We start from the raw sequence: 25284 nt of genomic DNA, 5'->3' as shown, positions 1-25284 counted from the left end.
ATTGCCTGTAAGGCGACTGTCCCGGTCAGATGGCGGCGTCTGCACCGATGGACAGCCGCTTTTTCAATGCACGCGCGGCGCATCTTGCGGCCGCGTTGCGCCGAGGCCTTCACGGGCCATTTTCGCTTTCAAACTTTCAAACAAGTACAACCCAAACATGCCGAGCAACTCTTCATCGGTCATCTCACCGATCAGTTTGAGCACATCGCGGCGGTCGAGTTCATCCAAAATCGACATGGCCACTACTTCGGCGTCTTCTTCATCCCCAGTCAGCCGATCTTTGTAATAGTCGTACAGATCGTCAATAAACTTCATCCTGCGTGGCCGCCCCGCTTCTGAAGGCGGCCTTCCTCCTTTCCTCACGGTCGGCCGGAGCCGGCCGTTCCCTGATCGTTCCCACTATTGGCAGTGGATATACATTATAGTATAATGGAAAAAATATCATTCGAAAAGCGGGGGAGTGCCATGATTCGCCGGTTAACGGCCGAAGACCACGAGCAATTATTTTTATTTTTACAGCAAGACCCGTCGTTCAACTTATTTATCATCGGCGATATTGAGTCGTTTGGCTATGACGCCGATTTTCAAGACGTTTGGGGGCAATTTGACGAGGCGGGCTCGCTGAAGGCGGTGCTGCTTCGTTATTACGATTCCTATATTCCGTACGCGCCCGGCGATTTTGATGCCGATGGCTTCGCCCGTCTCATCCGCGAGACAGCCGGCTCGTCATCGCCCATTCAGCTATCCGGCAAAGAGGAAATGGCCAGGCAGTTCGAAGAGCGGCTGCCCCTTGGGACGAAGCGAACGCTTTACTTTTGCGAATGCCGGACGGATGAATATGCCCGCCAAGAAATGGGGGCGTTTGCTGTCAAGAAAGCCGAGTTGGCCGATGTCGACCGGATTTTGGAGTTGCGGCGTCGCATTCCCGAGTTTGACACGAGGCCGGCGGCGCGCGACATGCTGGTGAAAGGGATGGAAACGAATTCAGCGAGAACGTACTACATTGAACAAGATGGCCGCATGGTGGCCGCGGCATCGACATCGGCGGAAAACTCGCTGTCGGCGATGATTGTCGGCGTCTGTACGGACCGGGAGCACCGTGGGAAAGGGTATGCGAGCGCCATCGTCGCCAAGCTCGTTTGTGACCTGCTCCGCGAAGGGAAGATGCCGTGCTTGTTTTACGACAACCCGTCCGCCGGCCGCATTTACCATCGCCTTGGGTTTCGCGATATCGGGATGTGGGTGATGTACGGCTAGAGACAACTTGAAAAGAAGCAGAACGGCGCCCACTTGTGCGCCTGACGGCGAAAAGGGCTTGCTTCCGCAATGGAAGCAAGCCGTTCCTTTATTGCCCGTCGGCGCCGTTTGGCGTGCCGCGGCGAATGTGTTGGTCGCCGTGCTCCCGCATCGCTTTCGCTTTGTCATTAACGAGCTGTTTTTGGTCAACGATGGAAGAAGGTGTTTGTTTTTTGTTTGCCATATGGAATCACCCCAATGGAGAAGATTTGGCGCGCTGAATGAACATATCCGCATCTTCAATCAGTCCGCAGGCGCCGCATTGGACGCGGTAGCTCGGGCCGCGGTACGGGAGATGGAACGGTTCGAGCGCTTCATTTGTGTACTCGTGCTCAATGTCACCGGTATGCGGATCAAGCTTGACCGCCCGCGGGTGTTGTTCGATGAGGTGAAACCGCGTCCGGTTCGTTTTGCAGTTCGGGCATAACATCGGTTCCAACAGAAGCCACCTCCGGTTTTATCTTTTGGAAAAACGGTCGTCATTATGTATGGGACATCTGTTTTGTTTCAGTTGGCACAGCCGGGAAACATCGCTCGCGCAACAGGCCGGGCGGCGGGCGATGCCAGACACGATTTTTCCGTCGACACAATGATTTTTTGTTGACAAGGGTTGTAACTGTCGAGTATCTTAATAAACGAGAAGAATATTTTGTTTTTTCGGAAATGTCTTACAGAAAAGGCCGTCTGAAAGCCCACGGTTTCAATCGTGGGATGAAAAAAAGGGGGTGAATCCATGCCCACGATCACGCTAAGGCTGGAGCTGCACAACCCAACGAAAGTCAAACAAGACATGTATGAACGGATGACAAAAGTGAATACCGCGTTTGCCAATTGGTTGTTGAATCATCCCGAGCTGAAATGTGAAGGAGACTGCTATGGCCGATAAACCGCTCAAAGACCGCATTATCGACACCGCCCTTCAGTTGTTTGAGAAATATGGGTACCACGGCGTGACGGTCGACCGCATCGTGGCGGAAAGCGCCACATCGAAAGGCGGTTTTTATCACAATTTTAAATCGAAAGACGAGTTGCTTTATCACATTCATGACGTCTTTATTACGTATGCGCTTACAAAGGCGCAGGAAGCGTATGAAAGCTGTTCAACGCCGACCGAGCGCTTGTATGCCATCGTTCAGTCGTTTGTGAGAGTGTTTCATGTGTATAAACCGCATATTACCGTCTTTTATCAGGAAAGCACGTACTTAAAACCGGAATACGCTGCTCCGATCAACCAAAAGCGCGAGGAGTTCAAGCAAATTATCTTTCGCGTCATCCGCGAAGGGATCGAGGCCGGCGAGTTTCGTCCGGAACTGTCGGTGGAGATCGTCGGCATGTCGATCATCGGCATGGTGAACTGGACGTACAAATGGTACAATCCGGACGGACCGCTGTCGATCGAACAGATTGCGGCGTATTTTGCCGACTTCATTTTGCATGCGGTGCTCCGCAACCCGGAACATCCGGCGACGGCGCGGTTTTTGTTGCGGCCGGTTGCCGAATAACCCACCTGCTGTTTACCGAACAACAAGCCAGTCTTGACAGTTTGAAACCGACTAGTCGGTTTAAATATAGTCATTATTTCAAATGGGGGAGAGGGAGATTATGGATTTTTCATTGACGAAAGAACAACAAATGATTAAAGAGATGGTTCGCGACTTTGCGGAGAAGGAAATTGCCCCATACGCGGCGAAATGGGATGAAGAGGCGCATTTTCCGCTTGATGTGTTCCGCAAAATGGGCGAATTGGGATTGTTGGGCCTGCCGTTTCCAGAAGTTTATGGCGGCGCCGGGGGCGATACGGTTTCGTACGCCATTGCTGTTGAAGAAATCGGCCGCGCCTGTGGCGGAACCGGGCTAAGCTATGCGGCCGCCGTTTCGCTCGGGGCGAGCCCGATTTACTACTTCGGAACGGAAGAACAAAAACAAAAATGGCTTGTGCCGATGGCAAAAGGGGAAACGCTTGGCGCCTTCGGGCTCACGGAGCCGAACGCCGGCTCAGATGCCGGCGGCACGCGCACGACCGCGGTGCTTGACGGTGACGAATACGTCATTAACGGCGAAAAATGTTGGATCACCAACGCCCAATACGCACGGCAAGTCATCGTCACCGCCGTTACAGGCCAAGATGCGCGCGGAAAAAACATCGTCACCGCTCTCATCGTACCAACCGACTCCCCAGGATTTACGATCCGTTCGAATTACGACAAAATGGGTGTCCGCGCCTCCAACACGTGCGAGCTTGTTTTTGAGAACGTCCGCGTGCCGAAAGAAAACGTATTAGGCGACCCGCAAAAAGGGTTTAAGCAGTTTTTGTACACGCTCGATGGCGGGCGCATCTCGATCGCCGCTTTAGCCGTCGGCATCGCGCAAGGGGCGTTTGAGAAAGCGCTGCAATACGCGAAAGAGCGCGTCCAGTTTGGTCAACCGATTTCCAAGTTCCAAGCGATCCAATTTAAGCTCGCGGATATGGCGATGGAAATCGAGCTTGCCCGCAATATGGTGTACAAGGCGGCTTGGTTGAAGGATCAAGGAAGACCGTTCACAAAAGAAGCGTCGTTTGCCAAGCTGTTTGCGTCAGAAATGGGGTTTCGCGTCTGCAACCAGGCCATTCAAATTCACGGCGGCTACGGCTATATGAAAGAATACGGCGTTGAACGCCGTCTGCGCGACATCAAGCTCATGGAAATCGGTGAGGGTACGTCGGAAATCCAACGTCTCGTCATCGCCCGCCAACTCGGATGCTAAAAGCAGAAATATGCGCATAGCCATAATAGTGAATTCGGACAAAGGGGAGGAGACGGTCGATGTTAACGGTGACTGTGGGGAAATTGTTAGAGGAGCGTGCCAGGCAATACCCGGATCACGAGGCGGTGGTGTATGCCGACCGCGATCTGCGCCTGACGTATCGGCAGTTTAATGACTATTGCCGCCTTGTTGCACGCGGATTGATGCGGCTTGGCATTGAAAAAGGGGAACATGTCGCCATTTGGGCGACGAACGTCCCCGAATGGATTGCCTGCCAGTTTGCGACCGGGAAAATGGGCGCGGTACTCGTGACGGTCAACACGAACTACCGAGCTGCGGAGCTCGAATATTTGCTTCGGCAGTCTGACTCGACAACATTGTTTTTGATCGAGCAATACCGTGATTCGTCGTACATTGACATTTTGTATGACATCGTCCCGGAACTGCGTACGGCCGAGCCGGGAAAGCTTCAGTCGAAGCGGCTGCCAAAGCTGAAAAACGTCGTGTTCCTCGGTGAGAAGCGCTACCCGGGCATGTTCACGTGGAACGACATCTTGGCGATGGGGCATGAGGTGACAGAGGAAGAACTCGATGAGCGGCTGGAAAGCCTTGATCCGCACGATGTGATCAACATGCAGTACACGTCCGGGACGACCGGCTTTCCGAAGGGAGTCATGTTGACGCATAACAACATCGTCAACAACGCCCACCAAGTCGCACAATGCATGAAGCTTGGCGAAGGCGACAAGCTTTGCATCCCGGTGCCGTTTTTCCATTGCTTCGGCTGCGTCATGAGCACGCTTGCATGCGTTACGGTCGGCGCGACGATGGTGCCCGTGCAGGAGTTTCATCCGAAGCGGGTGCTTGAGACGGTTGCCGCTGAGCGGTGCACAGCGCTTCACGGCGTGCCGACGATGTTTATCGCCGAATTGAACGACCCGGATTTTGACCAATACGATTTGTCGTCGCTGCGCACCGGTATTATGGCTGGCTCCCCTTGTCCGGTCGAAGTGATGAAAGCGGTCATCAACAAAATGGGCATGACCGATATTACGATCGCCTATGGACAGACGGAATCGTCCCCGGTCATCACCCAGACGCGTACTGATGACCCGCTTGAGCTGCGCGTCGAAACGGTCGGCCGCGCCTTGCCGGGCGTCGAAGTGAAAATCGTCGAGCCGGGCACGAACAAGGAAGTGCCGCGGGGCGTGCAGGGGGAGCTGTGCACGCGCGGCTACCATGTGATGAAAGGGTATTACAACAATCCGGAGGCGACCAACGAAGCGATCGATCAAGACGGCTGGCTGCATACCGGTGACTTGGCAACGATGGATGAAAATGGTTACTGCCGTATCACCGGCCGGCTGAAAGATATGATCATCCGCGGTGGAGAAAACATTTATCCGCGCGAAATCGAGGAGTTTTTATACAGACATCCGAAAATTTTGGACGTCCAAGTCGTCGGCGTGCCCGATGAGACGTACGGGGAAGAAGTGATGGCATGGGTCATCTTAAAGGACGGCGAAACGGCGACCGCCGAGGAAATTCGCGCATTTTGCCGCGGCAACATTTCCCGGCATAAAATCCCGCGTTACATCGAGTTTATCGATTCGTACCCGATGACCGCATCCGGGAAAATTCAAAAGTTTAAGCTGCGGGAAATGGCGAAACAACGCCTTGGCTTAACAATGTAAACCGCCGTGCCGGGCGGTTCATCCGCCCGGTGGTATTTTCAGTTTTCACGAAAGGGTGAGACGATGTTTACAAAAGTGTTGATTGCCAACCGTGGCGAGATCGCCGTTCGCGTCATCCGCACATGCCAAAAACTCGGCATTCAAACGGTCGCCGTCTACTCGGAAGCGGACGCCGATTCGCTTCATGTCCGACTTGCGGATGAAGCGTACTTGATCGGTAAGCCGCGCGTGTCTGAAAGCTACTTAAATATCGAAAAAATGATTGAAGTCGCCAAAGCGGCGAAAGCGGAAGCGGTTCATCCCGGCTACGGGCTGCTCTCGGAAAACCCGGCGTTTGCCCGCCGCTGTGAAGAAGAAGGCATTGTGTTCATCGGTCCAAAGGCCGAGGTGATCGCTGCTATGGGCAGCAAGATCGAAGCGCGCCGAACGATGGAACAAGCCGGCGTCCCGATCGTCCCCGGTGTCTCCTTTGCGCTAGACAGCCCCGATGAAGCGGTCAAAGCGGCAGCTTCGATCGGGTATCCAGTCATGTTGAAGGCGTCAGCCGGCGGCGGTGGCATCGGTATGCACATCGCCCGCGACGAGGCTGAGCTGCGCCAGGCGTTTGAAGGAAGCCAAAAACGAGCCGCTTCGTTTTTCGGCGACGGAACGATGTATATCGAAAAATATATTGAACGACCGCGCCATATCGAAATTCAGTTGCTTGCCGATGGACACGGCAACTGCGTCTACTTGTGGGAGCGCGAGTGCTCGATCCAGCGCCGCCACCAAAAAGTAATTGAAGAAGCGCCGTCGCCGTTTTTAGATGAAGAAACAAGGCGGAAAATGGGCGAAGCGGCTGTGCGGGCCGCGCGCCATATCGGCTATGCGAACGCTGGCACGATCGAGTTTTTGGTCGATGAACAAAAAAACTTTTATTTTCTTGAAATGAATACCCGGCTCCAAGTCGAACATCCGGTGACCGAGGAAATCACCGGCATCGATATCGTCGAAGAACAGCTGCGCATCGCCGCCGGCGAGCCGCTCCGCTATCGGCAGGAAGACATTCGCCGCGATGGACACGCCATTGAAGTTCGTATTTATGCCGAAGATCCAAACACGTTTTACCCGTCGCCCGGCCGCATTGCTGCTTTTTCCGTTCCCGAAGCTGAAGGCATTCGCCATGAAACGGCGGTCGCAAGCGGCATTACTGTTACACCGTTTTACGATCCGATGATCGCCAAATTGATCGCCAAAGGCCCGGATCGAACGGCGGCGATTGAACGCTTGCTCGAAGCGCTTGGCAGCTATCGTGTCGAAGGGATTAAAACGAACATTCCGCTGTTAACGGCCGTGTTATCCCATCCGGCGTTCCGCGCCGGGGAAACAACGACTGATTTTCTCGCCACTTACTGGCAGCCAACGAAGATGAAATGAGGCAGAAACGGAGGAAGAAACGATGAACCAAGTAACGGCAACAATGGCTGGGAGTGTATGGAAAATTGTAATCGCTGTCGGCGACCGCGTCGAGGAAGGGCAAGATGTCGTGATTTTGGAGTCAATGAAAATGGAAATCCCAGTCGCCGCTGAAACGTCCGGCATTGTGAAACACATTCATGTGCAAGAAGGGGATTTCGTAAACGAGGGCGATGTGCTTGTCGAGATTGAGTAGTGAAAAGTTCGTGTGAACCGTTCCGCCCAACATTGCCTTTAGGCGTGGCAAAGAGGGCGAAAAAGGGGTCAGGGGAGGACGGGCAGAACGAAAAAGGGGGAGCGGAAAACATGAGCCGATGGCCGGCAAAGGTGACAATTAAAGAAGTCGGTCCGCGCGACGGTCTGCAAAACGAAACGGCGCCGGTTGCGACGGCTGACAAAATCGCTTGGATCAACTTATTGTCGGAAAGCGGATTATCGTATATCGAAGTAACGTCGTTTGTCCATCCGAAATGGATTCCGCAGTTGGCCGACGCCGCCGAAGTCGCAGCCGGCATCCGCCGGAAAGACGGTGTCACATATGCCGCGCTCGTGCCGAACGAAAGGGGGCTTGAGCGGGCGCTGGCCGCGGGGATCGATGAAGTCGGCGTCTTTATGTCAGCGAGCGAAACGCATAACCAAAAAAACATTAACAAAACGATCTCCGCCACGTTTCCAGTGTTAGAAGGAGTCGTAAAAACGGCCAAGCAAGAAGGGAAAACGGTGCGCGGCTACGTTTCCACTGTGTTTGGCTGCCCGTATGAAGGGGCGGTTCCTGTCGACCAAGTGCTCACGGTCGCCGACTGGCTGTTTGCGATGGGGATTGATGAACTGTCGCTTGGCGACACGATCGGCGTGGCAACGCCCAAACAAGTCGAGGACGTGCTTGCCGAGGTGCTTCGCCGGTTTCCGGCCGGGCGGATCGCCATGCATTTTCACGATACAAGAGGAACGGCGCTCGCCAACATTTTAGTGTCAATGGAGATGGGAATCACCATCTTTGACAGCTCTCTTGGCGGTCTTGGCGGCTGCCCGTATGCCCCTGGGGCGTCGGGAAACGTCGCCACGGACGATTTCGTGTACATGCTGCATGGCATGGGGATTGAAACCGGCATTGACATGGAGCGGCTGACAAAAGCGGCGTTGTTCATCCGCGACAAAATCGGCCGCCCACTTTCGAGCCGCTATTTACAAACGATTTCATCATCAACAGAAAAGGATATGTGAGGAGGAAAAGAACAAATGGGAACATTCGTATCATTTGAAATGCAAGAAAATGGAATTGCTATCGTGACATTAAACCGTCCGGAGGCAGCCAACGCGCTTTCAAGAGCGCTTCTTCTAGAGCTTGGCAACCTTTTGCAAGAAATCAAATTCCAAAAAGAGGTGCGTGTCGTCATTTTGACCGGAGCCGGGGACAAGGTGTTTTGCGCCGGCGCCGATTTGAAAGAGCGGGCAGGAATGAATGAAACGCAAGTGCGGCAGGCGGTCTCCTTGATCAGTAAAACGATCAACGAAGTGGAGAAAGTGCCGCAACCGGTCATCGCTGTCTTAAACGGCTCGGCGTTTGGCGGCGGGCTTGAGCTGGCACTGGCATGCGATATTCGTTTCGCTGCCGATGATATCCGGCTCGGGTTGACGGAAACGTCGCTTGGCATCATTCCGGGAGCGGGCGGCACGCAACGGCTGCCGCGTCTTGTCGGCATCGGAAAGGCGAAAGAGTTGATTTTTGCCGCGAAACGAATCACGGCCGAGGAAGCGGAACGAATTGGCCTTGTCGAGTATGTCGTACCGCGCGCTGAACTGATGGAGCGGGCGCTCGAATTGGCCCGGCAAATCGCTGAGAATGCGCCGATTGCCGTCCGCCAGGCGAAACGAGCGGTGCAAAGCGTGTTTAACGTCGACTTGGAGACCGGTTTGGCGATCGAGCAGCTCGCCTATGAGGCGACGATTCCGACAAAAGACCGGCTCGAAGGCTTGCAGGCATTTAAAGAAAGACGGAAACCGGTGTACAAAGGGGAGTAAAATGTCCCAACGCGGCCGGCCGAAACTCCGAGGAACGCGAAACGACCGCAAGCGCTTCAATGCCGCCTGAAACGGTGCGGCCTAACGCTGCGCTGATGGGGCTGTTTACGGGGCGGCCCATTGCGACATAGGCCGCCAAAGCGCCGCCCCAAAGAAGCCGGCCGCGATGCCAATGCTCTGAAACGGATTGGCGGGGCATGATGGTAGATGGGGAAATGCCGCCCGGGAAAACGGCGGAATGAACGAAGCAAGGAGGAGACAACATGGGGATGAAGGAAACGGCAAAAGAGCGCGCCGCGTTGGCCGCAGAACTCGAGAAGAGGGCGGCTGACATTAAAAAAGGCGGGGCGCCGAAATATCATGAAAAAAACGCCGCCCAAGGGAAGCTGTTTGTTCGCGACCGGTTGAATTTGTTGCTCGATCACGGACTGGAAGCGGAAGACGGATTGTTTGCCAACTGCCTCGCTGACGGTCTACCGGCTGACGGGGTGGTGACCGGCATCGGCAAAATCAACGGCCGGACTGTCTGTGTGATGGCGAACGATTCCACTGTCAAAGCCGGGTCTTGGGGAGCGCGTACAGTAGAAAAGATCATCCGCATTCAAGAGACGGCGGAAAAATTGCGCTGCCCGCTCATTTATTTGGTTGATTCCGCCGGAGCCCGCATTACCGACCAAATCGAAATGTTTCCCGGCCGGCGCGGGGCAGGGCGCATTTTTTACAATGAAGTGAAACTGTCGGGGAAAGTGCCGCAAGTGTGCTTGCTCTTTGGTCCGTCGGCGGCCGGCGGCGCTTATATTCCGGCGTTTTGTGACATCGTCATTATGGTCGAAGGCAATGCGTCGATGTATTTAGGCTCGCCGCGCATGGCGGAAATGGTGATCGGAGAAAAAGTAACGCTCGAAGAAATGGGCGGCGCCCGCATGCATTGCACCGTCTCCGGCTGCGGCGATGTGCTGGTAAAAACCGAGGAAGAGGCGATCGCCTATGCGCGCCGTTATTTATCGTATTTTCCGTCCAACTACAGCGAACAACCGCCGATTGCAGAAGCGAAGCCACCGAAATCATTTGACAAAACGATTGAAGATATTTTGCCGGTGAATCAAAATGCGCCGTTTAATATGTACGATTTAATTGAGCGGATCATTGACGAGGGGTCGTTTTGTGAAGTAAAAAGGCTGTTTGCGCCGGAAATCATTACCGGCTTGGCGCGCCTTAACGGCCGGCCGATCGGCATCATCGCCAATCAGCCGCGCGTCAAAGGCGGCGTATTGTTTCACGATTCGGCCGACAAGGCGGCGAAGTTCATCACCCTTTGCGATGCCTTCCACATTCCGCTTTTGTTCTTGGCTGACATTCCCGGCTTTATGATCGGGACGAAAGTCGAACGGGCGGGCATCATCCGCCACGGGGCAAAAATGATTGCCGCGATGTCGGAGGCGACGGTGCCCAAAATTTCAATCATCGTCCGTAAAGCATACGGCGCCGGATTGTACGCCATGGCCGGGCCGGCGTTTGAACCGGATTGCTGCCTCGCGTTTCCGAACGCCCAAATTGCGGTGATGGGACCGGAGGCGGCCGTCAACGCCGTCTATGCGAACAAAATCGCCGAATTGCCCCCGGAAGAGCGGCCGGCCTTTGTTGAGCAAAAACGGGAAGAATACCGGCGCGACATTGACATTTATCGTCTCGCCTCCGAGCTCGTCATCGACGGGATCGTCGCGCCCAACGATGTGCGCAATGAGCTCATCCGGCGGTTTGAGGCGTATACGTCCAAGTATATGATCTTTTCCGAACGAAAACATGGGGTATATCCGGTTTGAAAAAACTGGATGACCGTCCCCCTTGTCAAACAAGTAAAGATCGTGTATGATAATAATCACCAATCCGCTGCTGCGTTGTGCGTTGTAGAATGAAGTTTCAACCGATGGCAGTGAAAAGGGAGTTCTATATCGAAACCGGAATGCCATGCCTCTGATTCGTCAACGAGGACGGCAGGAACGTTTCTGCGAACACCCACCTAGTAGAGCGTGGTTGAGAAACTGCATTCAGCCGACGGCAACCGCGGCGCGGGTTCTCCAACGGAAACGGCAAAGGCGTCCATACGGGCGCCTTTTTTATTAGTGCAGCACCAGTCGCCGCCTTGTTTCAACAGGGCGGCGATGATTTTTTATGGAAAAGTGAAATCATATAGTTGATTTTCCTTATTGGCATGCTATAATCATATTTCGTGTACAAATAATTCTTATTGAAATTATTCGTGTTCCGTGATGAAAGGAGGGGGCAATATGGAAGGAATGAGCCGGGACATTATGTATGCCGTTTTTCGTACGCAAAAAGCGCTCTACCGCCTCATCCGTGAAGATGCTGCCCGCGTCGGGATTACGGAAGTGCAGCTGATGGTGCTGTATACATTGCTGAAAAAGGAATATATTCGCTTAAACGATCTAGCGGAGAAATTAAACTTGAGCAACAGCAACGTAAGCGGCACGGTCGACCGGCTTGTTGGCGCCGGCCTTGTCGTCCGGGAAACGTCGAAACAAGACCGGCGTGCTGTCATTTTGAGTTTGACAAAAAAAGGAAAAGAAACGGTGCTTGCCGCATTTGGCGAGCAGTCGGTGCTGCGCCGGCGGCTCCAGCGCATTCAGGAGCTCATTCCACCGGAAGAAATTGAGCAGTTTTTGCGGTTGCAAGATAAAGTGAAAACCATTTTACTCGGGGAGGAATAAACGGTGAACGTGAAGCGTTTGCTTGCTCTGAACATTTTCGTGCTCATTTTGCTTGTTGGTGGGGGATTTGCTGCGTATTACTATATCAATCAAACCGCGAACTATATAAAAACAGACAACGCCCGCATCGACGGCCAAATCATTCCGGTCGCTGCCCCGCTGTCTGGGAAGCTGACGTCCTGGTTAGGCACAACGGGAAAAACGTTCGCAGCTGGGGATCAAATTGGGGAAGTGTCGGACGGAAAACATACGGTCGCCATCACGGTGCCGCATCGAATGACGGTCGTGCAGCAAAATGCGGTCGAAGGTTCGTTTGTTGCTGCCGGGACGCCAATTGCGCGCGGATTTGATTTAAACGACTTATGGGTGACAGCGAACATTGAAGAAACGGATATAGAAGATGTGAAAGTCGGGCAAGATGTTGACATTTATGTGGATGCCTATCCGGATCGGAAGTTCAGCGGCAAAGTCGAGAAGCTTGGCTATGCAACAGCGAATATGTTCAGCTTGCTGCCAAGCTCGAACGCAACCGGCAACTACACAAAAGTGACCCAAGTCATTCCGGTGACGATTTCGATTGACAACTACAGCGGGGCCGGACTTGTGCCGGGCATGAACGTCACCGTTCGCATTCATAAGTAGGTGATCAGTGATGTCTACATTTGTCATTACCTATATCATCTTTGCCGTTTTCGTTCTGGCGGCCCTCAATATTGCGCTTCGCCGGCGCAAACCGGCTTCAGCTGCGGTTGAGACGCCAGGCGGTGCAAGGGCGGATGTGCGTCCAGCCGCCTCGTCCGGACAAAGTCAAGGTGGGCTTGGCGACATCGGCAGCCGCGGCAAAGTGGTGACGACCGTCATGCTTGGGGCGTTTGTCGCCATTTTGAACCAAACGCTGATCAACGTCGCCTTGCCTCATATGATGCAAGATTTCAACGTTGAGACATCAACGATTCAATGGCTCGTGACAGGATATATGCTTGTCAACGGCGTGCTCATTCCGATCAGCCCGTTTTTAATCGCCAAGTTTCCGGCGAAGACGTTGTTTGTTTCCGGCATGTCGTTTTTCACCATTGGCGCGTTTGTCTGTTCAATTGCCCCAACGTTTGCGATCATGCTCGCGGGGCGGCTGACGCAAGCGGTCGGGGCCGGCATTATTATGCAGCTCATGATGGTGATGATGTTGTCGATTTTCCCACCAGAACGCCGCGGGGTGGCGATGGGAACGGTCGGGATCGCCATGATGTTCGCGCCGGCGGTCGGACCGACGCTTTCCGGCTGGCTTGTTGAACATTATACGTGGCGTCTTTTGTTTTATGTTGTGTTGCCGATTGCCATTGTTGATCTCATCCTCGCCTCTCTTTGGCTGAAAAAAACACCGCGCCAAGGAAACCCGGTTCTCGATGTTCAAGGGGCGATCTACTCGACGATTGGATTCGGCGGCGTCTTATACGGGTTCAGCGAAGCCGGAAGTAAAGGATGGGGACAGGTGGAAGTCGCTGCCTCGCTTGTTGTTGGCTCTTTGTTTCTCGTTTTGTTCACATGGCGGTCGCTCCGTTCGGAGTATCCCGTGTTAAATTTCCGTGTGTTTCGCTATCCGGTATTCACGCTGTCAACGGTGATCGGTTCGGTCATTAATATGGCCATGTTTGCGGCGATGGTGCTGCTTCCGGTGTACTTGCAAAATTTGCGCGGCTTTACGCCGCTCGACGCCGGTTTGCTTATGCTGCCCGGGGCGATTGTAATGGCGATCATGTCACCCATTTCCGGTTGGGTGTTTGACCGCATCGGCGCGCGGGCTCTTGCCATTGTCGGATTGGTGATTACCGCTATTACGACATGGGAATTCAGCCAACTGACGATGGACACCCCATATAGTCATTTAATTTGGCTTTACATTTTCCGCATGTTCGGCATGTCCATGCTTGGGATGCCGATTATGACAGAAGGGTTAAACGCCTTGCCGCGTCATCTATACAGCCACGGTACGGCGATGGCGAACACGCTCCGGCAGGTGGCTGCGTCGCTCGGCACAGCGTTTTTAGTCACCGTCATGTCTAACCGGGCAAAATTTCATGTGGAAAATTACCGCAATGAAATGACAGAAAACAATCTGTTGTTTATGGATTTGGTCGGGCAACTGAAACAGGCGATTCCGAGCGACGAAGCGATCGCACAGCTGCTGTACGGGCTTGTCCAGCAGCGCGCGACGGTAGAAGGGATTAACGACGCCTTTTTCGTCGCGACCGGCTTGACAGTGTTGGCACTGATGCTCGCGTTCTTCTTAAAAGGAAAAAAACATAAATCGCCGTCGGCGTAAGCGAACGAAAGCGGCTTGACCGGCCGCTTTTTTTTTTGCCGCTGCCGGCGTGGCGATAGACGAAAACAAACGGCCGTTTGCGAATTGTATAACCGCAGCGGATTTTCAGGGGGGATACAATAGTGGAGCCGCAAAGCAGGCAACAAGTGAGACAAACAAGACGAAGACAGCGTTGGCTGCGGATGTTGTGTGCGCTTGCTTTCGCTTTGGCCGTTGCCGTCGCCGCGCTCCATTGGATGATTGCCCGGCAAAACATTGCCGCGCTAAACAAACCGTTGCCGGCCGCGACGATCATTTATGATGAACACGGGCGTCCAGCGAGCAAGCTCGCGGCGGCGAATATCGAAGAAGTGTCGATCGAACGGGTGCCGGACCATTTCCTTCAGGCGATCGTCGCTGTGGAAGACCGCCGCTTTTACGAGCATAACGGCGTCGATTACTACGGATTTTTGCGCGCGATGTGGCGCAACATTCGCGCGCGGGCGTGGGTGGAAGGCGGCAGCACGATTACCCAGCAGTTGGCGAAAAACGTCTTTTTGACGAACGAAAAGACGTTGGTGCGCAAATGGAACGAATGGTTGATCGCGCAAAAAATCGAGCGCACGTACAGCAAACAAGAAATTTTAGAAATGTACATCAACCGTGTCTATTTCGGCGCGGGAGCGTGGGGAGTAGCGAGCGCGGCGAAAACGTATTTCGGCAAAGACGTTTCCGACTTGACGCTCAGCGAGTCAGCCATGTTGGCCGGTCTCGTGAAAGCGCCATCCGCCTTATCACCGCTCCGCCATTACGACAAGGCGGTCGCCCGGCGCAATGTCGTCTTGTCGCTTATGAAAGAACAAGGCTATATCGATGAACAAGAATGGGCCGCCGCGAAAAATGAGCGCATCGCCATTCAACAGGAACCGAAGCGCGATCCATACGCCGGGAAGTATCCGTATTATGTCGATGAGCTGATCCGCGAGGCGATTACGCGCTATGGGCTGACGCAAAGCGATGTCCTTTCCGGCGGACTGCGCATTTACACGGAGCTTGACCCCCGCATGCAGCAAGCGCTTGAAGCCGTGTATGCCGATGACTCGCTCTTTCCGTCAAGCCCGGACGGTGTGCTTGTGCAAAGCGGCGCCGTGCTGCTTGATCCGAAAACAGGCGGAGTGAAGGCGCTTGTTGGCGGCCGCGGCCGCCATGTGTTTCGCGGCTTTAACCGCGCCACCGAGCTTCGCCGCCAGCCCGGGTCGGCCATCAAACCGCTCGCGGTGTACACACCGGCGCTTGAACAAGGATACGAACCGTTTTCGCTGCTTAAAGACGAGCCGCTCAATCTTGGCGGCTACCGCCCGCAAAACTACGATCACACATACCGCGGCACGGTGACAATGTATGAAGCGGTCATTCATTCCCTCAACGTGCCGGCCGTCTGGCTGTTACATGAGATCGGCCTCGACAAAGGAATGGATGCGCTGCGCCGGTTCGGCTTGCCATTGGAAAAAGAGGACCGCCAGCTTGGCATTGCGCTCGGCGGCATGTCCCGCGGCGTCTCGCCGCTCGAGATGGCCGAAGCGTACGCGGTATTCGCGAACGACGGCGTCCGCCCGGACGGCCATCTCATTACGAAAATCGTCGACGCTTACGGTCATGAGGTGGCGGAATGGGAGCCGGAACGGGCGGTTGTGACGTCAAAGAAAACCGCCCAACAAATGACGGTTTTGCTTGAAGGCGTCATTCGTGAAGGAACCGGGAGACGGGCCGCCATCCCCGGCCGGGAGCTTGCCGGCAAAACTGGATCGACGGAAATGACGATTCCCGGCATCGATGGGGTGAAAGACCAATGGATGGTCGGCTATACGCCGCAGCTCGTCGGTGCGCTTTGGCTTGGCTACGACCGGCCGGATGGCACCCACTATTTGACGACAACGAGCGGGGAAACAGCGGCGGTCATTTTTCGCCACATCATGGAGAAGGCGCTGGTCGGTCAACCAGCCGCCCGCTTTTCATTGCCGCTTGTGAAAAAAGAGGAACAAAAACGCAAAAAGCATGATCAACCAACATCCGAATCCGCGCCGCCAAAGGCGAAAGAAAAGAAGGAAAAACCGCACCCGCCCGGCCATGAAAAAACCAAAAACAAAAAGGAGAAAAAAGGAAAAAGTAAGGAAAAAGGACATGGCGGCAAACATGACTAGCGATGGCCAACGGTGGTCTTCCCCTCTTTTTGCGCGCATATACATAAAGACAAGCGCATGAAAAAGGGGGGAGCGCCATGGCGTATTTCGGCTCGAAAGGATGGCTCGTGGCTGAGTTGAAAAAGGCAGGCATCACCCGTCATCCGGTCGGACGGAAAAAAATTGAGACATACAAGGCAACGGAGCTGTACGGGTTATACCGCAAGTATGTACAAAAGGCACGTTAAGCTGGACGGAACGATCCGGCTTCTTTTTTTGGGGCAACCTACAAGGGAAAGGAGGGAGGCGCACCCGTTGGTTGACAAGAGAGGGACCGCGCCGGAAGCGATGAAGAAAAAACGGTTTACGGTAGCAGAAGGGGAAACGATTGCCGCCTGTTTAGCGCGAATGAAGCAAGAAGGATACCGCCCGGTCCGGCGCATCGAGCAGCCGATTTTCCGCGAAGTGGAAACGAATGGCGAAACAACGGTCGAGCCGTGCGGGCGCATCATTGAGTTTGAGGCAGTGCGCGACGAGCCATAACGGGCGGTTGTTGGCTTCGCCATAGGCTGAAGGCACGGCCGCAAGTTCACCGGCCGCGGCGACAGGGGCGAAAGAATCCGCCAAAAAACCGGCCAAGAAGTTTTTTTCGATGGTCGCCGCCTATACAAAGCACGATATGGATCCGCCAAAAAAAAAACCGGAAAGGGGGTTCCTTTCCGGTCTAGCGGTGCGGCCATTCGCGCGTTTTCCTCGCCTCCCGGTGATCGCCGGTCGGGTTGCCGCTTGATGCTTCATAGCCAACTTGGTACACATAATGTTTCGGGGCGTGAATGACGTTATCCATCCGGTATTGATCTAGGTCGTCCTGGAATTGCCGCTTGCTTTCTTGTTCACTCATCGTTGCACCCCCTTACCGATATGGCCGGCCGCGTTTATTAGGGTGCGCCATCAAGGTGTGCTTTACTCAAAAGCCGTTGATCGTCATGCCGCCGTCGACAAACAGTGTTTGGCCGGTCATGTAGCTCGATGCATCAGAAGCGAGGAACACAGCCGGACCGACGAGCTCAGGCAGCTCGCCAATCCGCTTGAGCGGGGTGACGGCCAAAATGTCGTTGACATACGTTTCGTCTTCAAGCAGTGCTTTTGTCAGCGGTGTCCGGAAATACCATGGGCCGATGGCGTTAACACGTATACCGTAGCGCCCCCACTCAAACGCCAACACTTTCGTCATTTGGATGAGCGCCGCTTTGGTGGCCGCATACACGACGCCGGTGCGCAAGGCGACGTAGCCGGCGACAGAAGCCATGTTGATGATGTTTCCACCTTGCTCTTGTTCTTTCATCACGCGTCCGGCTTCTTGTGACACGAGAAACGCCGATTTTAAGTTCGTATTGATGATCGTCTCCCACTCATGGTCCGTCACATCCAAAGCCGGAGTGCGGATATTCATGCCGGCGTTGTTGACCACGATATCAAGCGAGCCGGCTTGTTGTTTGACGTCAGCGACCGCGTCGTGCACGGCTTCTCGGTCGGTGACATCAAGCGGATATATGTACGCATTTCGACCGAACCGTTCGATATGGCCTGCCGTTTCTTCCAAATCCGATTTCGTGCGGGCGATAAGCGCTACATCGGCTCCGGCTTCGGCAAACCCGATCGCGACCGCCCGGCCGATGCCGCGTCCGGCTCCGGTCACGAGCGCCGTTTTTCCATCTAAGCGAAACGAAGGCAAAAACATTGGAGTCTCCCCTTTCAGCATCATCGGTACATCCCCATGATAGCATGACCGACCGCTGCCGCCAATCGTTGGAATGAGCCTCTGGCAAGAAGCGGGAAGTGTACGTTGCAGACAGCGCCCCATCCCGTTACAATAAAAAGGAGAACAACATATAGACAAGGGGATGACACAATGATTCATTACACATGGGCGACCCGACCGACGGTCAAAAAGGTGAAATGCATCCATACCAACGCCGAAAAGTATATTGTCAACAACGTGTTAACGCCGGGAAACGTGTACGATGTCAAAAATGAAACAGAGGAATTTTATTTTGTCGTCGACAACAGCGGGAAAGTCGGCGGGTTTTACAAAGATTACTTTGAAGAAGTCAAGTGACCGCCCAAGCGGCGAAAAAAAAAAACGGATGCGCGGCCACGCATCCGTTTTTTTCTCAGCCGGCGGCGCTCTGTTCCGAAGCCGGCGGCTGCACCCGGCCCGCGGGCAACGTGACCGTCAACGTCGTTCCTTTTTGAACGGCGCTTTCGATCGTCCACGTGCCGCCCATTTGCTCAATAATTTTGACGGCGACCATAGTGCCAAGGCCGGTTCCTTTTTCTTTTGTGCTGAAATACGGCTCGCCAAAGCGGCGCACTTGTTCTTTCGTCATGCCGATGCCGTTGTCGACAATCGTGATGACGACCGCCCCGCCTTGCCTATGCGCCGAAATGTGGAGCCGGCCGCCGTCCGGCATCGCTTCGATGCTGTTTTTCGCTAAATTGAGGAAGCACTGTTGAAAATATTGTACATTGCCGATGACGACACCATGTTTCAAGGAAGAGGAAATTTCGATCGAATGCATATGGGCGAGCGGCTGAATCATTTGGATGACTCTCTGCAGCTCAACGGCGACATCAATCGGTTCCGTCTTTTTTGGCGCCGGTTTGGCGAACGTCAAATAATCATGAATGATCGCTTCCGCTCGCTCGACTTCTTCTAAAGCGATGCGAATGTACCGCTCCTCCGTTTCGCGCGGCATCGGCCTAGTTTGCAACAGCTGGATGAATCCTTTCACGACCGTAAGCGGGTTGCGAATTTCATGCGAAATGCTGGCAGCAAGCTGACTGACGATCTCCATTTTTTCCATCTTCATCAGCTCCACCCGGGCGAGCTGCGCCTCATGGAGCGTCTCCATGACATAGGCGGCAAACATCATGACAAACGGCGGCATAAGAATGAAATAGACGATATACGGTTTCGTCACCGGAAAATCAGCGATGATGATGGCGACAAACGTTGTCAGCACCGCCAGCAAAAACGTCAGCCAAAGTGTAGTGAACAGCTTGGCAGGCCGGGGCAGCCGCTGAAACAGTGGCGAGACGGCCGACGCTGCCACGAACATAATGGCATAGACAACAACTGTGAGCGGCTGAAATCCGTACAAGATCGTGCGCGCCAGCATGGACACGGCAAAAAGCACCGCCCCAACCGCGCTGCCGCCATAGAGCGTTCCGAGCAAAAACGGAATTTGCCGGAAATCGTGGATGCACGTTGGATCCACGTAAATGGGAAATTTCATGCAGAGGACGGAGGCCAGCGCCATGCAAACGGCCAGCAGCGCCCGGCTGTACAACGGTTTGCGCTGAATCGCCGCACTATGGTCGTAAATGAAGGAAAAGGCGAACACCGTGACCAAAATGTAAAACAAATTGTTAAGGACGTGCTGGTTGATATAGAAACCTGCCATACAAAAAAATCTCCTAACTCAATGTGCATCATCGCCTCTCATTATATCGGAAAGAGAAGAAAAGAAAAATAGATTTGTTATGCCCGATCTTTTGGCAGCCAGACGGCTAGGGCGCCAAGGAGCGGCAGCGCGCTGCAAAGCCGCATGAGCGTGCCAAGCGACGATAAATCGGCGATTTTGCCAAGCACCACCGCCCCGAGCGCTCCCATGCCAAACGCCAAGCCGACAATGAGTCCGGACGCCATGCCGACATGGTTGGGCAGCAGCTCTTGGGCGTAGACGACAAACGTCGCAAAACTTAATGACAATACAAACCCGGCGATGAGCAAGATCGGCAGCGCCAACGAAAGCGGCACGTGCGGCAAGGCGAGCGCAAACGGCGCGGTGCCAAGCGTCGACCAGATGATCAAGTTTCGTTTGCCGAACCGGTCGGCGATCGGCCCACCGGCGAGCGTGCCGACCGCGCCGGCGATCATAAAAGCGAACAAGTACACTTGCGCCTCGCGCACCGAGATGTGGGCCGTTTCCATAAGATAGAACTGATAATAGTTCGAGATGCCGGCCGAGTACCACGAGCGGGCGAACACTAAAAAGACGAGCAGCACGAGCGCAAATATGACCGGCCGCCCGGAATCGGTGCGCTGCGCCGTCTTTTTTGTTTTGCCCGGCGTTGACGGGCTGCCAAGTTCATGCCCATACCATTGCGAGACGCGCCAAAGCAGAGCAATGCCTGCCGCCGCGGCGAGGGTAAACCACGCCGCACCCTTTTGGCCGAACGGTACGAAAACCAAGGCGGTGAACAATGGCGCCAACGCCCCCCCGGTATTGCCCCCGACTTGATAAATCGATTGGGCGAACGCCCGCCGCGCTCCGGCCGCCAAGTAGACGACGCGCGCCCCTTCCGGGTGGAAAACGGCCGAGCCAAGCCCGACGAGCAGCACGGATAACAAGACAAACCAAAAGTTCGGCGCCAGCGCGAGCCCGGCCATGCCAAGCAAACTCGCCGCCATGCCGAGCGGCAAAAAGCGCGGCGATGGCGTCCGGTCCGTCCATAAGCCGACGACCGGCTGCATGATCGATGACGTCATGTTTAAGGCGAACGCAATCCAACCGATTTGCGTATACGACAGCTCCATCGTCGACCGCAAAATCGGAAAGAGCGCCGGGATGACCGCCTGCATCGCATCGTTCAAAAAGTGGCCGAGGCTGATGGCGAACAAAATCGGGTAGACGGTCATGCCGACGGCGCCGGCTCGTTCCGAGTGAGCGTTCATGAAACCCCCCCGTTTCTGCATGAGTTCTCTGTTTTAATATTTTCATTATAATGGATTTTTTAACACTTTCAATTCCCTTCTTGCGGACGGTCGTTTGCATGACCGATATATGCGGCGGCCATCGTTGACAACCACTACTGATTCATCGGCCACTTCTCCTGTTTCCTCATTCATTTGGTAAGACATTGTAGTTAGTATGCTTTTTGGGAAATCAATCCATTTCCCGACGGAAAACGGATCATGCCGGCCATCGGGGACAATAACACCAAAAACGGCTTTGCCAAGGAGGGCGAGACGGTGAAATGGCTTCAACTCACTCTTGAGCTTGTCATCGGGTTTGTGTTGCTGTTTGCGGTGGTAAAAATCGCCGGCAAAAAGCTGATCAGCCAAATGAGCCCGTTTACGTTTATTGCTGCGGTAGTGCTTGGCGAGCTGCTCGGCAATGCGCTATATGACGATCATATTCATCTTTGGTACATCATATATTCCATTCTCCTTTGGGGAGCGATGTTATTGGCGGTGGAATATGCGAGCCAAAAGTGGCTGTCGTTTCGCTTATGGAGCGAAGGAAAGCCGACCGCGCTCATCCGCGATGGCATTCTCGACTACGAAGCGCTGAAAAAAAGCCGCCTGACGTTCAACCAGCTGCAAAGTTTGCTTCGCAAACATGAAACGTTTTCGCTTCGTGAAGTGGCGTTTTGTTATTTGGAAGCGGATGGGGAAATTAGTGTATTGAAAAAAGCCGATTACCAAAAAACGACGCGCGAAGATTTCAAACTGTTGCCCCACCCCGTCTATGTGCCGGTGACGGTCGTCCGCGACGGCCAGCTGCTCGCCGATGAGCTGGCCGAACTCGGAAAAAATGAGGAATGGCTGAAGGCTGAGCTGCGCAAACAAGGGATTGCTTCTTGGGAAGACGTATTGATTGCCGAGTGGCTCGAAGGCGACGGTCTGTTTGTGCAGACGTACCAATCGGCTGCGGCGGTGCCGAACGGGTTAAAGGTGTAGCAAGCAGCAACGAATCCGGCAGGTGCTGGATTCTTTTTTATTTTGGAAAAAACCGTTGTTGTTTTTCTGTTTTAAGTGTACTATTAGTGATAGTACGGTGATGACAAAGGAAGGAGGAGGGGAGATGTTTGAGCTCGATTGGCGAAGCCGTCAGCCGATTTACGAGCAGCTGATGGAAAAAATGAAGGAAATGATCATTCGTGAGCTATGGCAGCCGCACGATCAGCTGCCATCCGTTCGAATGATGGCGAAACAGCTGATGGTCAATCCGAATACGATTCAAAAAGCGTACCGGGAACTGGAGCGCGACGGCTGGATTTATTCCGTTCCGGGAAAGGGAAGTTTCGTCGCGCCACGCCCGAAGCAGCCAAACACGGAGGCGATTGCCGCCGTTCGCGACCAAGTCATCCGCCTTGTTAAGGAAGCGCGGTTTTTAGGGGTGCCGAACGAGCAGTTATGGCAATGGATTCGAGAAGGAGAGAAAGAGGGGGAGAGCGATGATTCAACTAAAGAACGTGACGAAAACGTTTGAGCGGTTTGCGGCCGTCAACGGCGCCGACATGACCGTGCCGAACGGGGCGATTTACGGGCTGCTGGGGCCGAACGGGGCCGGGAAGACGACGCTGTTGAAACTGATGGCCGGCATTCTCCGCCAGGACAGCGGAACGATTATGATCGATGGCGAAGATGTATGGGAAAACGTGCGCATCAAGCAACGGCTGTTGTTTTTGCCGGATTTTGTCTACTTTTTTCCGCACGCCACGATCCGGCAAATGGCCGCCTTTTACGAACGGATGTATCCGTCGTTCAGCCGCGCGCGGTTTGTTGAGCTGAAATCCATGTTTGCGCTTGACCCGGACAAAAAAATCCAGCAGTTTTCGAAAGGGATGCAGCGCCAGGCGGCGTTTTGGCTCGCCTTTTCCGTCCGTCCGGACGTGCTCATTATGGATGAGCCGCTTGACGGGCTCGACGCATTCGTCCGCCGATATGTGAAACAACTGTTCATTGACGAAGTGGCCGAACGCGGCATGACCGTGGTGATTTCCTCCCACAATTTGCGCGAGCTTGAAGACTTGTGCGACATCGTCGGATTGATGGCGGAAGGGGCGGTGCGAATGGAGCGCGACTTGAACGAGCTGCGCGCCGGGATGCATAAAATTCAAGTTGCGTTTCGCGGCGGGTTTCCGCGGGAGTTGGCGGAACGCCTGGACGTCGTGCATCGCGAGGAGCGCGGCAGCATCACCCTGCTTGTCGTTCGTGGCGAGAAACGATCCATCGAAGAAACGGTGCGTTCGTTTGCCCCGCTCATTCTTGACGTCCTGCCGCTGTCGTTGGAGGAAATTTTTGTGTATGAAATGGGGGGAGCTGCTCATGTCCGCGAAACGATTGTCGGCTAATCGCGCTATGTGGGGACAAAACATGCGGCAAGTCAGCTGGGTGGCAGTGGTTCATTTGTTGTTTTGGCTCGCTGCCATCGTCTTGCCGATGGGGTTGGCGTATTCGCAATACGATCCGAAAAACGGGGAAATCCCACGCTGGGAGACGGTGTACGATATTTCCAACGGCTTTGAGGCGCTCATTGCCTGGTTTGCTCCGATGTTGGCGTCCGCCGCGGTGCTCCGCTACATGCAAGACAAGCGAGCGGCTGATTTGATCCACAGCTTGCCGATCCGCCGTACGGAGCTGCTTGCCGGGCAAATGGTGTATGGTTGGCTCATGCTTGTCTTGCCGCTGTTGACGGCGGCATTGGCCGCTGTCGGCTGCTTGTACGGGCTTGATCTCCCATGGCCGATCGGCGCGGCGGACGTATGGCGATGGTTCGGAGAAACGTTGGTGATGGAAACGCTCATCTTTGCGCTTGGCATTGTGGTGGGCGTTCTTGTCGGCCAATCGGCGCTTCATGTCGCGCTGACAACTATTTTTCTCTTTTTTCCGGCCGGCATCATGGTTCTGATAGTTAGCAACTTGTCGCTGTTGTTATACGGATTTCCGGATATGTACTATTTATCGAGTGAACTCGATCAATGGGTGATGCCGATTCGCTATGCGATGTTGGCACATCAGGCGATGAGCGCGGGGGAAGCCGGGCTGTTGCTGCTGCTGTCGCTTCTGTTTTTCGGGTTGTCCATTTGGCTGTACGAGCGGCGGCCGACGGAAGCGGCCGGGCAGGCGCTTGCGTTTCCGGTGCTCCGTCCGCTGTTTGTGTACGGCGTGGCGTTTTGCTCGTGGCTTGTCGGCGGCTTTTATTTCGGGCAGATTGAACGTGCGTGGGGATGGATTGCATTTGGCTATGTTGCGTTTTCGCTTATCGGTTATGCCATGGCGCAAATGGTCATTGCCAAAACGTGGCGCGTCTTCCGCCGGTGGAAAGGGTATGTCGCCTTTGCGGCGGCTATGGTGGCTGTCGTATGGTGCGTCCGCTTGGATATCACCGGCTACGAGCGGCGCGTGCCGGCCATCGAGGACATCCAGCAAGTGTATTTTGGCCAGTCGGTGTACGCATTTGAACATCCGGAAGAGGTTGGCCGTTCGTTTGAGGAATATGATCAGTTTTTGCGCAGCGAAGAAAACGTGAAGGCGGTCAGGGCGTTCCATCAGCAGCTTGTGCACGATCAGCCGAGAGTGGCGCGCTTTGAAACCGTACAGCCGGTCGCCATTGGCTATGTGTTAAAAGACGGGACGCGCCTCCTTCGCCGCTATGAGGTGCCGGTCGAGCCGTATATGCCGCATTTTCGCCGCATTATGGAGTCGGACGAATATAAGCAGCAACGCTATTTATTGCTTCGCCCAAGCGGCTATGCGCCCATCCGTCAAGTGACAATCCGGAACATCAACACAGGGCGCGACGTTGTCGTGTTGGCTGAGCCGGAGGAAATTGAATCGTTTATCGAGGCGCTAAAACAAGATTTATGGAATGAGACGGCGGACAATATGACGGTTGGCGTGCATACCGCGCAAGGGGAAATCGAGCTGCTGCAAAGCGACGGCGATTCGTTCGCCATGGTACTCGCTGATGGCTATACACATGTGCGCCAATGGCTGAAAGAGCGACGCGTGTGGGACAACATCACCGATCATAGGGTGGAGTGATGAACGCGGGCAAAGGACGATCCTT

The 25284-nt window shown here is 54.4% G+C and carries 27 protein-coding genes, 1 other RNA gene and 1 pseudogene; 22 read left to right on the top strand and 7 right to left on the bottom strand.

Annotation, left to right across the window (positions count from 1 at the left end):
* Nucleotides 1-63: 63 nt before the first annotated feature.
* A complete protein-coding gene (locus tag ACTVDO_RS04080; protein WP_020959732.1) occupies nucleotides 64-315 on the bottom strand; it encodes a DUF6154 family protein in 252 nt (83 codons plus the stop codon).
* A gap of 150 nt (nucleotides 316-465) precedes the next feature.
* On the opposite strand from ACTVDO_RS04080, the gene ACTVDO_RS04075 reads away from it, so the two are divergent.
* Nucleotides 466-1257: a GNAT family N-acetyltransferase gene (locus ACTVDO_RS04075; RefSeq protein ID WP_020959733.1), complete on the top strand. Its 792-nt coding sequence runs from the start codon at nucleotides 466-468 to the stop codon at nucleotides 1255-1257.
* An 88-nt stretch (nucleotides 1258-1345) separates the two neighbouring features.
* Here the strand turns inward: ACTVDO_RS04075 and ACTVDO_RS04070 are convergent, their stop codons facing one another.
* Nucleotides 1346-1480: a hypothetical protein gene (locus ACTVDO_RS04070; RefSeq protein ID WP_020959734.1), complete on the bottom strand. Its 135-nt coding sequence runs from the start codon at nucleotides 1478-1480 to the stop codon at nucleotides 1346-1348.
* Between the two features lie 6 nt (nucleotides 1481-1486).
* Nucleotides 1487-1735 (bottom strand): hypothetical protein, encoded by a 249-nt coding sequence (locus ACTVDO_RS04065; protein ID WP_020959735.1) that lies wholly within the window; start codon nucleotides 1733-1735, stop codon nucleotides 1487-1489.
* 294 nt (nucleotides 1736-2029) lie between these two features.
* On the opposite strand from ACTVDO_RS04065, the pseudogene ACTVDO_RS04060 reads away from it, so the two are divergent.
* From ACTVDO_RS04060 to ACTVDO_RS03985, 16 genes and pseudogenes are all read left to right on the top strand, one after another.
* Nucleotides 2030-2152: pseudogene (locus ACTVDO_RS04060) on the top strand (RNA-guided endonuclease TnpB family protein); the annotation flags it as partial.
* Between the two features lie 19 nt (nucleotides 2153-2171).
* Complete coding sequence (locus ACTVDO_RS04055) at nucleotides 2172-2798, top strand: TetR/AcrR family transcriptional regulator (protein ID WP_020959737.1); 627 nt, start codon at nucleotides 2172-2174, stop codon at nucleotides 2796-2798.
* Between the two features lie 100 nt (nucleotides 2799-2898).
* On the top strand, nucleotides 2899-4041 hold the full coding sequence (locus ACTVDO_RS04050) for an acyl-CoA dehydrogenase (protein WP_020959738.1): 1143 nt from the start codon (nucleotides 2899-2901) through the stop codon (nucleotides 4039-4041).
* A gap of 59 nt (nucleotides 4042-4100) precedes the next feature.
* Nucleotides 4101-5735, top strand: coding sequence for an AMP-binding protein (locus ACTVDO_RS04045; RefSeq protein WP_442901096.1), 1635 nt, complete (start codon nucleotides 4101-4103; stop codon nucleotides 5733-5735).
* A gap of 63 nt (nucleotides 5736-5798) precedes the next feature.
* Nucleotides 5799-7151, top strand: a complete 1353-nt coding sequence (locus ACTVDO_RS04040) for an acetyl-CoA carboxylase biotin carboxylase subunit (RefSeq protein ID WP_442901095.1) — start codon at nucleotides 5799-5801, stop codon at nucleotides 7149-7151.
* Between the two features lie 22 nt (nucleotides 7152-7173).
* Complete coding sequence (locus ACTVDO_RS04035; protein WP_020959741.1) at nucleotides 7174-7386, top strand: acetyl-CoA carboxylase biotin carboxyl carrier protein subunit; 213 nt, start codon at nucleotides 7174-7176, stop codon at nucleotides 7384-7386.
* Nucleotides 7387-7496: 110 nt separating this feature from the next.
* Complete coding sequence (locus tag ACTVDO_RS04030) at nucleotides 7497-8414, top strand: hydroxymethylglutaryl-CoA lyase (RefSeq protein ID WP_442901094.1); 918 nt, start codon at nucleotides 7497-7499, stop codon at nucleotides 8412-8414.
* A gap of 15 nt (nucleotides 8415-8429) precedes the next feature.
* A complete protein-coding gene (locus ACTVDO_RS04025) occupies nucleotides 8430-9212 on the top strand; it encodes an enoyl-CoA hydratase (protein WP_020959743.1) in 783 nt (260 codons plus the stop codon).
* A gap of 269 nt (nucleotides 9213-9481) precedes the next feature.
* Nucleotides 9482-11035, top strand: a complete 1554-nt coding sequence (locus ACTVDO_RS04020; RefSeq protein WP_200865289.1) for an acyl-CoA carboxylase subunit beta — start codon at nucleotides 9482-9484, stop codon at nucleotides 11033-11035.
* Between the two features lie 63 nt (nucleotides 11036-11098).
* Nucleotides 11099-11287, top strand: a non-coding RNA gene (gene ssrS / locus ACTVDO_RS04015) — 6S RNA.
* Between the two features lie 213 nt (nucleotides 11288-11500).
* Nucleotides 11501-11941, top strand: coding sequence for a MarR family winged helix-turn-helix transcriptional regulator (locus tag ACTVDO_RS04010; protein WP_020959745.1), 441 nt, complete (start codon nucleotides 11501-11503; stop codon nucleotides 11939-11941).
* Nucleotides 11942-11944: 3 nt separating this feature from the next.
* Nucleotides 11945-12583 carry an efflux RND transporter periplasmic adaptor subunit gene (locus tag ACTVDO_RS04005; protein ID WP_020959746.1) on the top strand — a complete coding sequence of 213 codons (639 nt, stop codon included), beginning with the start codon at nucleotides 11945-11947 and terminating at the stop codon, nucleotides 12581-12583.
* Nucleotides 12584-12593: 10 nt separating this feature from the next.
* The gene (locus tag ACTVDO_RS04000) at nucleotides 12594-14261 is read left to right on the top strand and encodes a DHA2 family efflux MFS transporter permease subunit (protein ID WP_020959747.1); all 1668 of its coding nucleotides are present in this window, start codon (nucleotides 12594-12596) and stop codon (nucleotides 14259-14261) included.
* A gap of 122 nt (nucleotides 14262-14383) precedes the next feature.
* Entirely contained in the window at nucleotides 14384-16441 is a 2058-nt protein-coding gene (locus tag ACTVDO_RS03995) for a transglycosylase domain-containing protein (RefSeq protein WP_020959748.1), read from the top strand.
* Nucleotides 16442-16518: 77 nt separating this feature from the next.
* Nucleotides 16519-16668 carry a DUF2639 domain-containing protein gene (locus ACTVDO_RS03990; RefSeq protein ID WP_020959749.1) on the top strand — a complete coding sequence of 50 codons (150 nt, stop codon included), beginning with the start codon at nucleotides 16519-16521 and terminating at the stop codon, nucleotides 16666-16668.
* A gap of 100 nt (nucleotides 16669-16768) precedes the next feature.
* A complete protein-coding gene (locus ACTVDO_RS03985) occupies nucleotides 16769-16963 on the top strand; it encodes an NETI motif-containing protein (RefSeq protein WP_041267900.1) in 195 nt (64 codons plus the stop codon).
* A gap of 181 nt (nucleotides 16964-17144) precedes the next feature.
* On the opposite strand, the gene ACTVDO_RS03980 is transcribed toward ACTVDO_RS03985, so the two are convergent.
* Nucleotides 17145-17321 (bottom strand): hypothetical protein, encoded by a 177-nt coding sequence (locus ACTVDO_RS03980; protein WP_020959751.1) that lies wholly within the window; start codon nucleotides 17319-17321, stop codon nucleotides 17145-17147.
* 66 nt (nucleotides 17322-17387) lie between these two features.
* Nucleotides 17388-18161, bottom strand: coding sequence for an SDR family NAD(P)-dependent oxidoreductase (locus ACTVDO_RS03975; RefSeq protein ID WP_020959752.1), 774 nt, complete (start codon nucleotides 18159-18161; stop codon nucleotides 17388-17390).
* Between the two features lie 171 nt (nucleotides 18162-18332).
* On the opposite strand from ACTVDO_RS03975, the gene ACTVDO_RS03970 reads away from it, so the two are divergent.
* Nucleotides 18333-18539, top strand: a complete 207-nt coding sequence (locus ACTVDO_RS03970) for a DUF6501 family protein (RefSeq protein ID WP_020959753.1) — start codon at nucleotides 18333-18335, stop codon at nucleotides 18537-18539.
* Nucleotides 18540-18594: 55 nt separating this feature from the next.
* Here the strand turns inward: ACTVDO_RS03970 and ACTVDO_RS03965 are convergent, their stop codons facing one another.
* Nucleotides 18595-19887, bottom strand: a complete 1293-nt coding sequence (locus ACTVDO_RS03965; protein ID WP_442901093.1) for an ATP-binding protein — start codon at nucleotides 19885-19887, stop codon at nucleotides 18595-18597.
* Between the two features lie 77 nt (nucleotides 19888-19964).
* Nucleotides 19965-21161, bottom strand: coding sequence for an MFS transporter (locus ACTVDO_RS03960; RefSeq protein WP_020959755.1), 1197 nt, complete (start codon nucleotides 21159-21161; stop codon nucleotides 19965-19967).
* Nucleotides 21162-21458: 297 nt separating this feature from the next.
* Here ACTVDO_RS03960 and ACTVDO_RS03955 point away from each other — a divergent pair, with 297 nt between their 5' ends.
* From ACTVDO_RS03955 to ACTVDO_RS03940, 4 genes are all read left to right on the top strand, one after another.
* A complete protein-coding gene (locus tag ACTVDO_RS03955) occupies nucleotides 21459-22169 on the top strand; it encodes a DUF421 domain-containing protein (protein ID WP_442901092.1) in 711 nt (236 codons plus the stop codon).
* 124 nt (nucleotides 22170-22293) lie between these two features.
* Entirely contained in the window at nucleotides 22294-22701 is a 408-nt protein-coding gene (locus tag ACTVDO_RS03950; protein WP_442901091.1) for a GntR family transcriptional regulator, read from the top strand.
* Nucleotides 22667-23566, top strand: a complete 900-nt coding sequence (locus ACTVDO_RS03945) for an ABC transporter ATP-binding protein (RefSeq protein WP_442901090.1) — start codon at nucleotides 22667-22669, stop codon at nucleotides 23564-23566. Before ACTVDO_RS03950 ends, ACTVDO_RS03945 begins: the two co-directional genes overlap by 35 nt.
* A complete protein-coding gene (locus tag ACTVDO_RS03940; RefSeq protein ID WP_442901089.1) occupies nucleotides 23541-25259 on the top strand; it encodes an ABC transporter permease in 1719 nt (572 codons plus the stop codon). Before ACTVDO_RS03945 ends, ACTVDO_RS03940 begins: the two co-directional genes overlap by 26 nt.
* Nucleotides 25260-25284 lie beyond the last annotated feature (25 nt).

This window comes from Geobacillus sp. BK01 (genome assembly GCF_052220245.1).
Taxonomy (GTDB): domain Bacteria; phylum Bacillota; class Bacilli; order Bacillales; family Anoxybacillaceae; genus Geobacillus.
The sequence above is the reverse complement of the archived record's forward strand: the minus strand, read 5'-3'. Positions and strand labels throughout refer to the sequence as shown.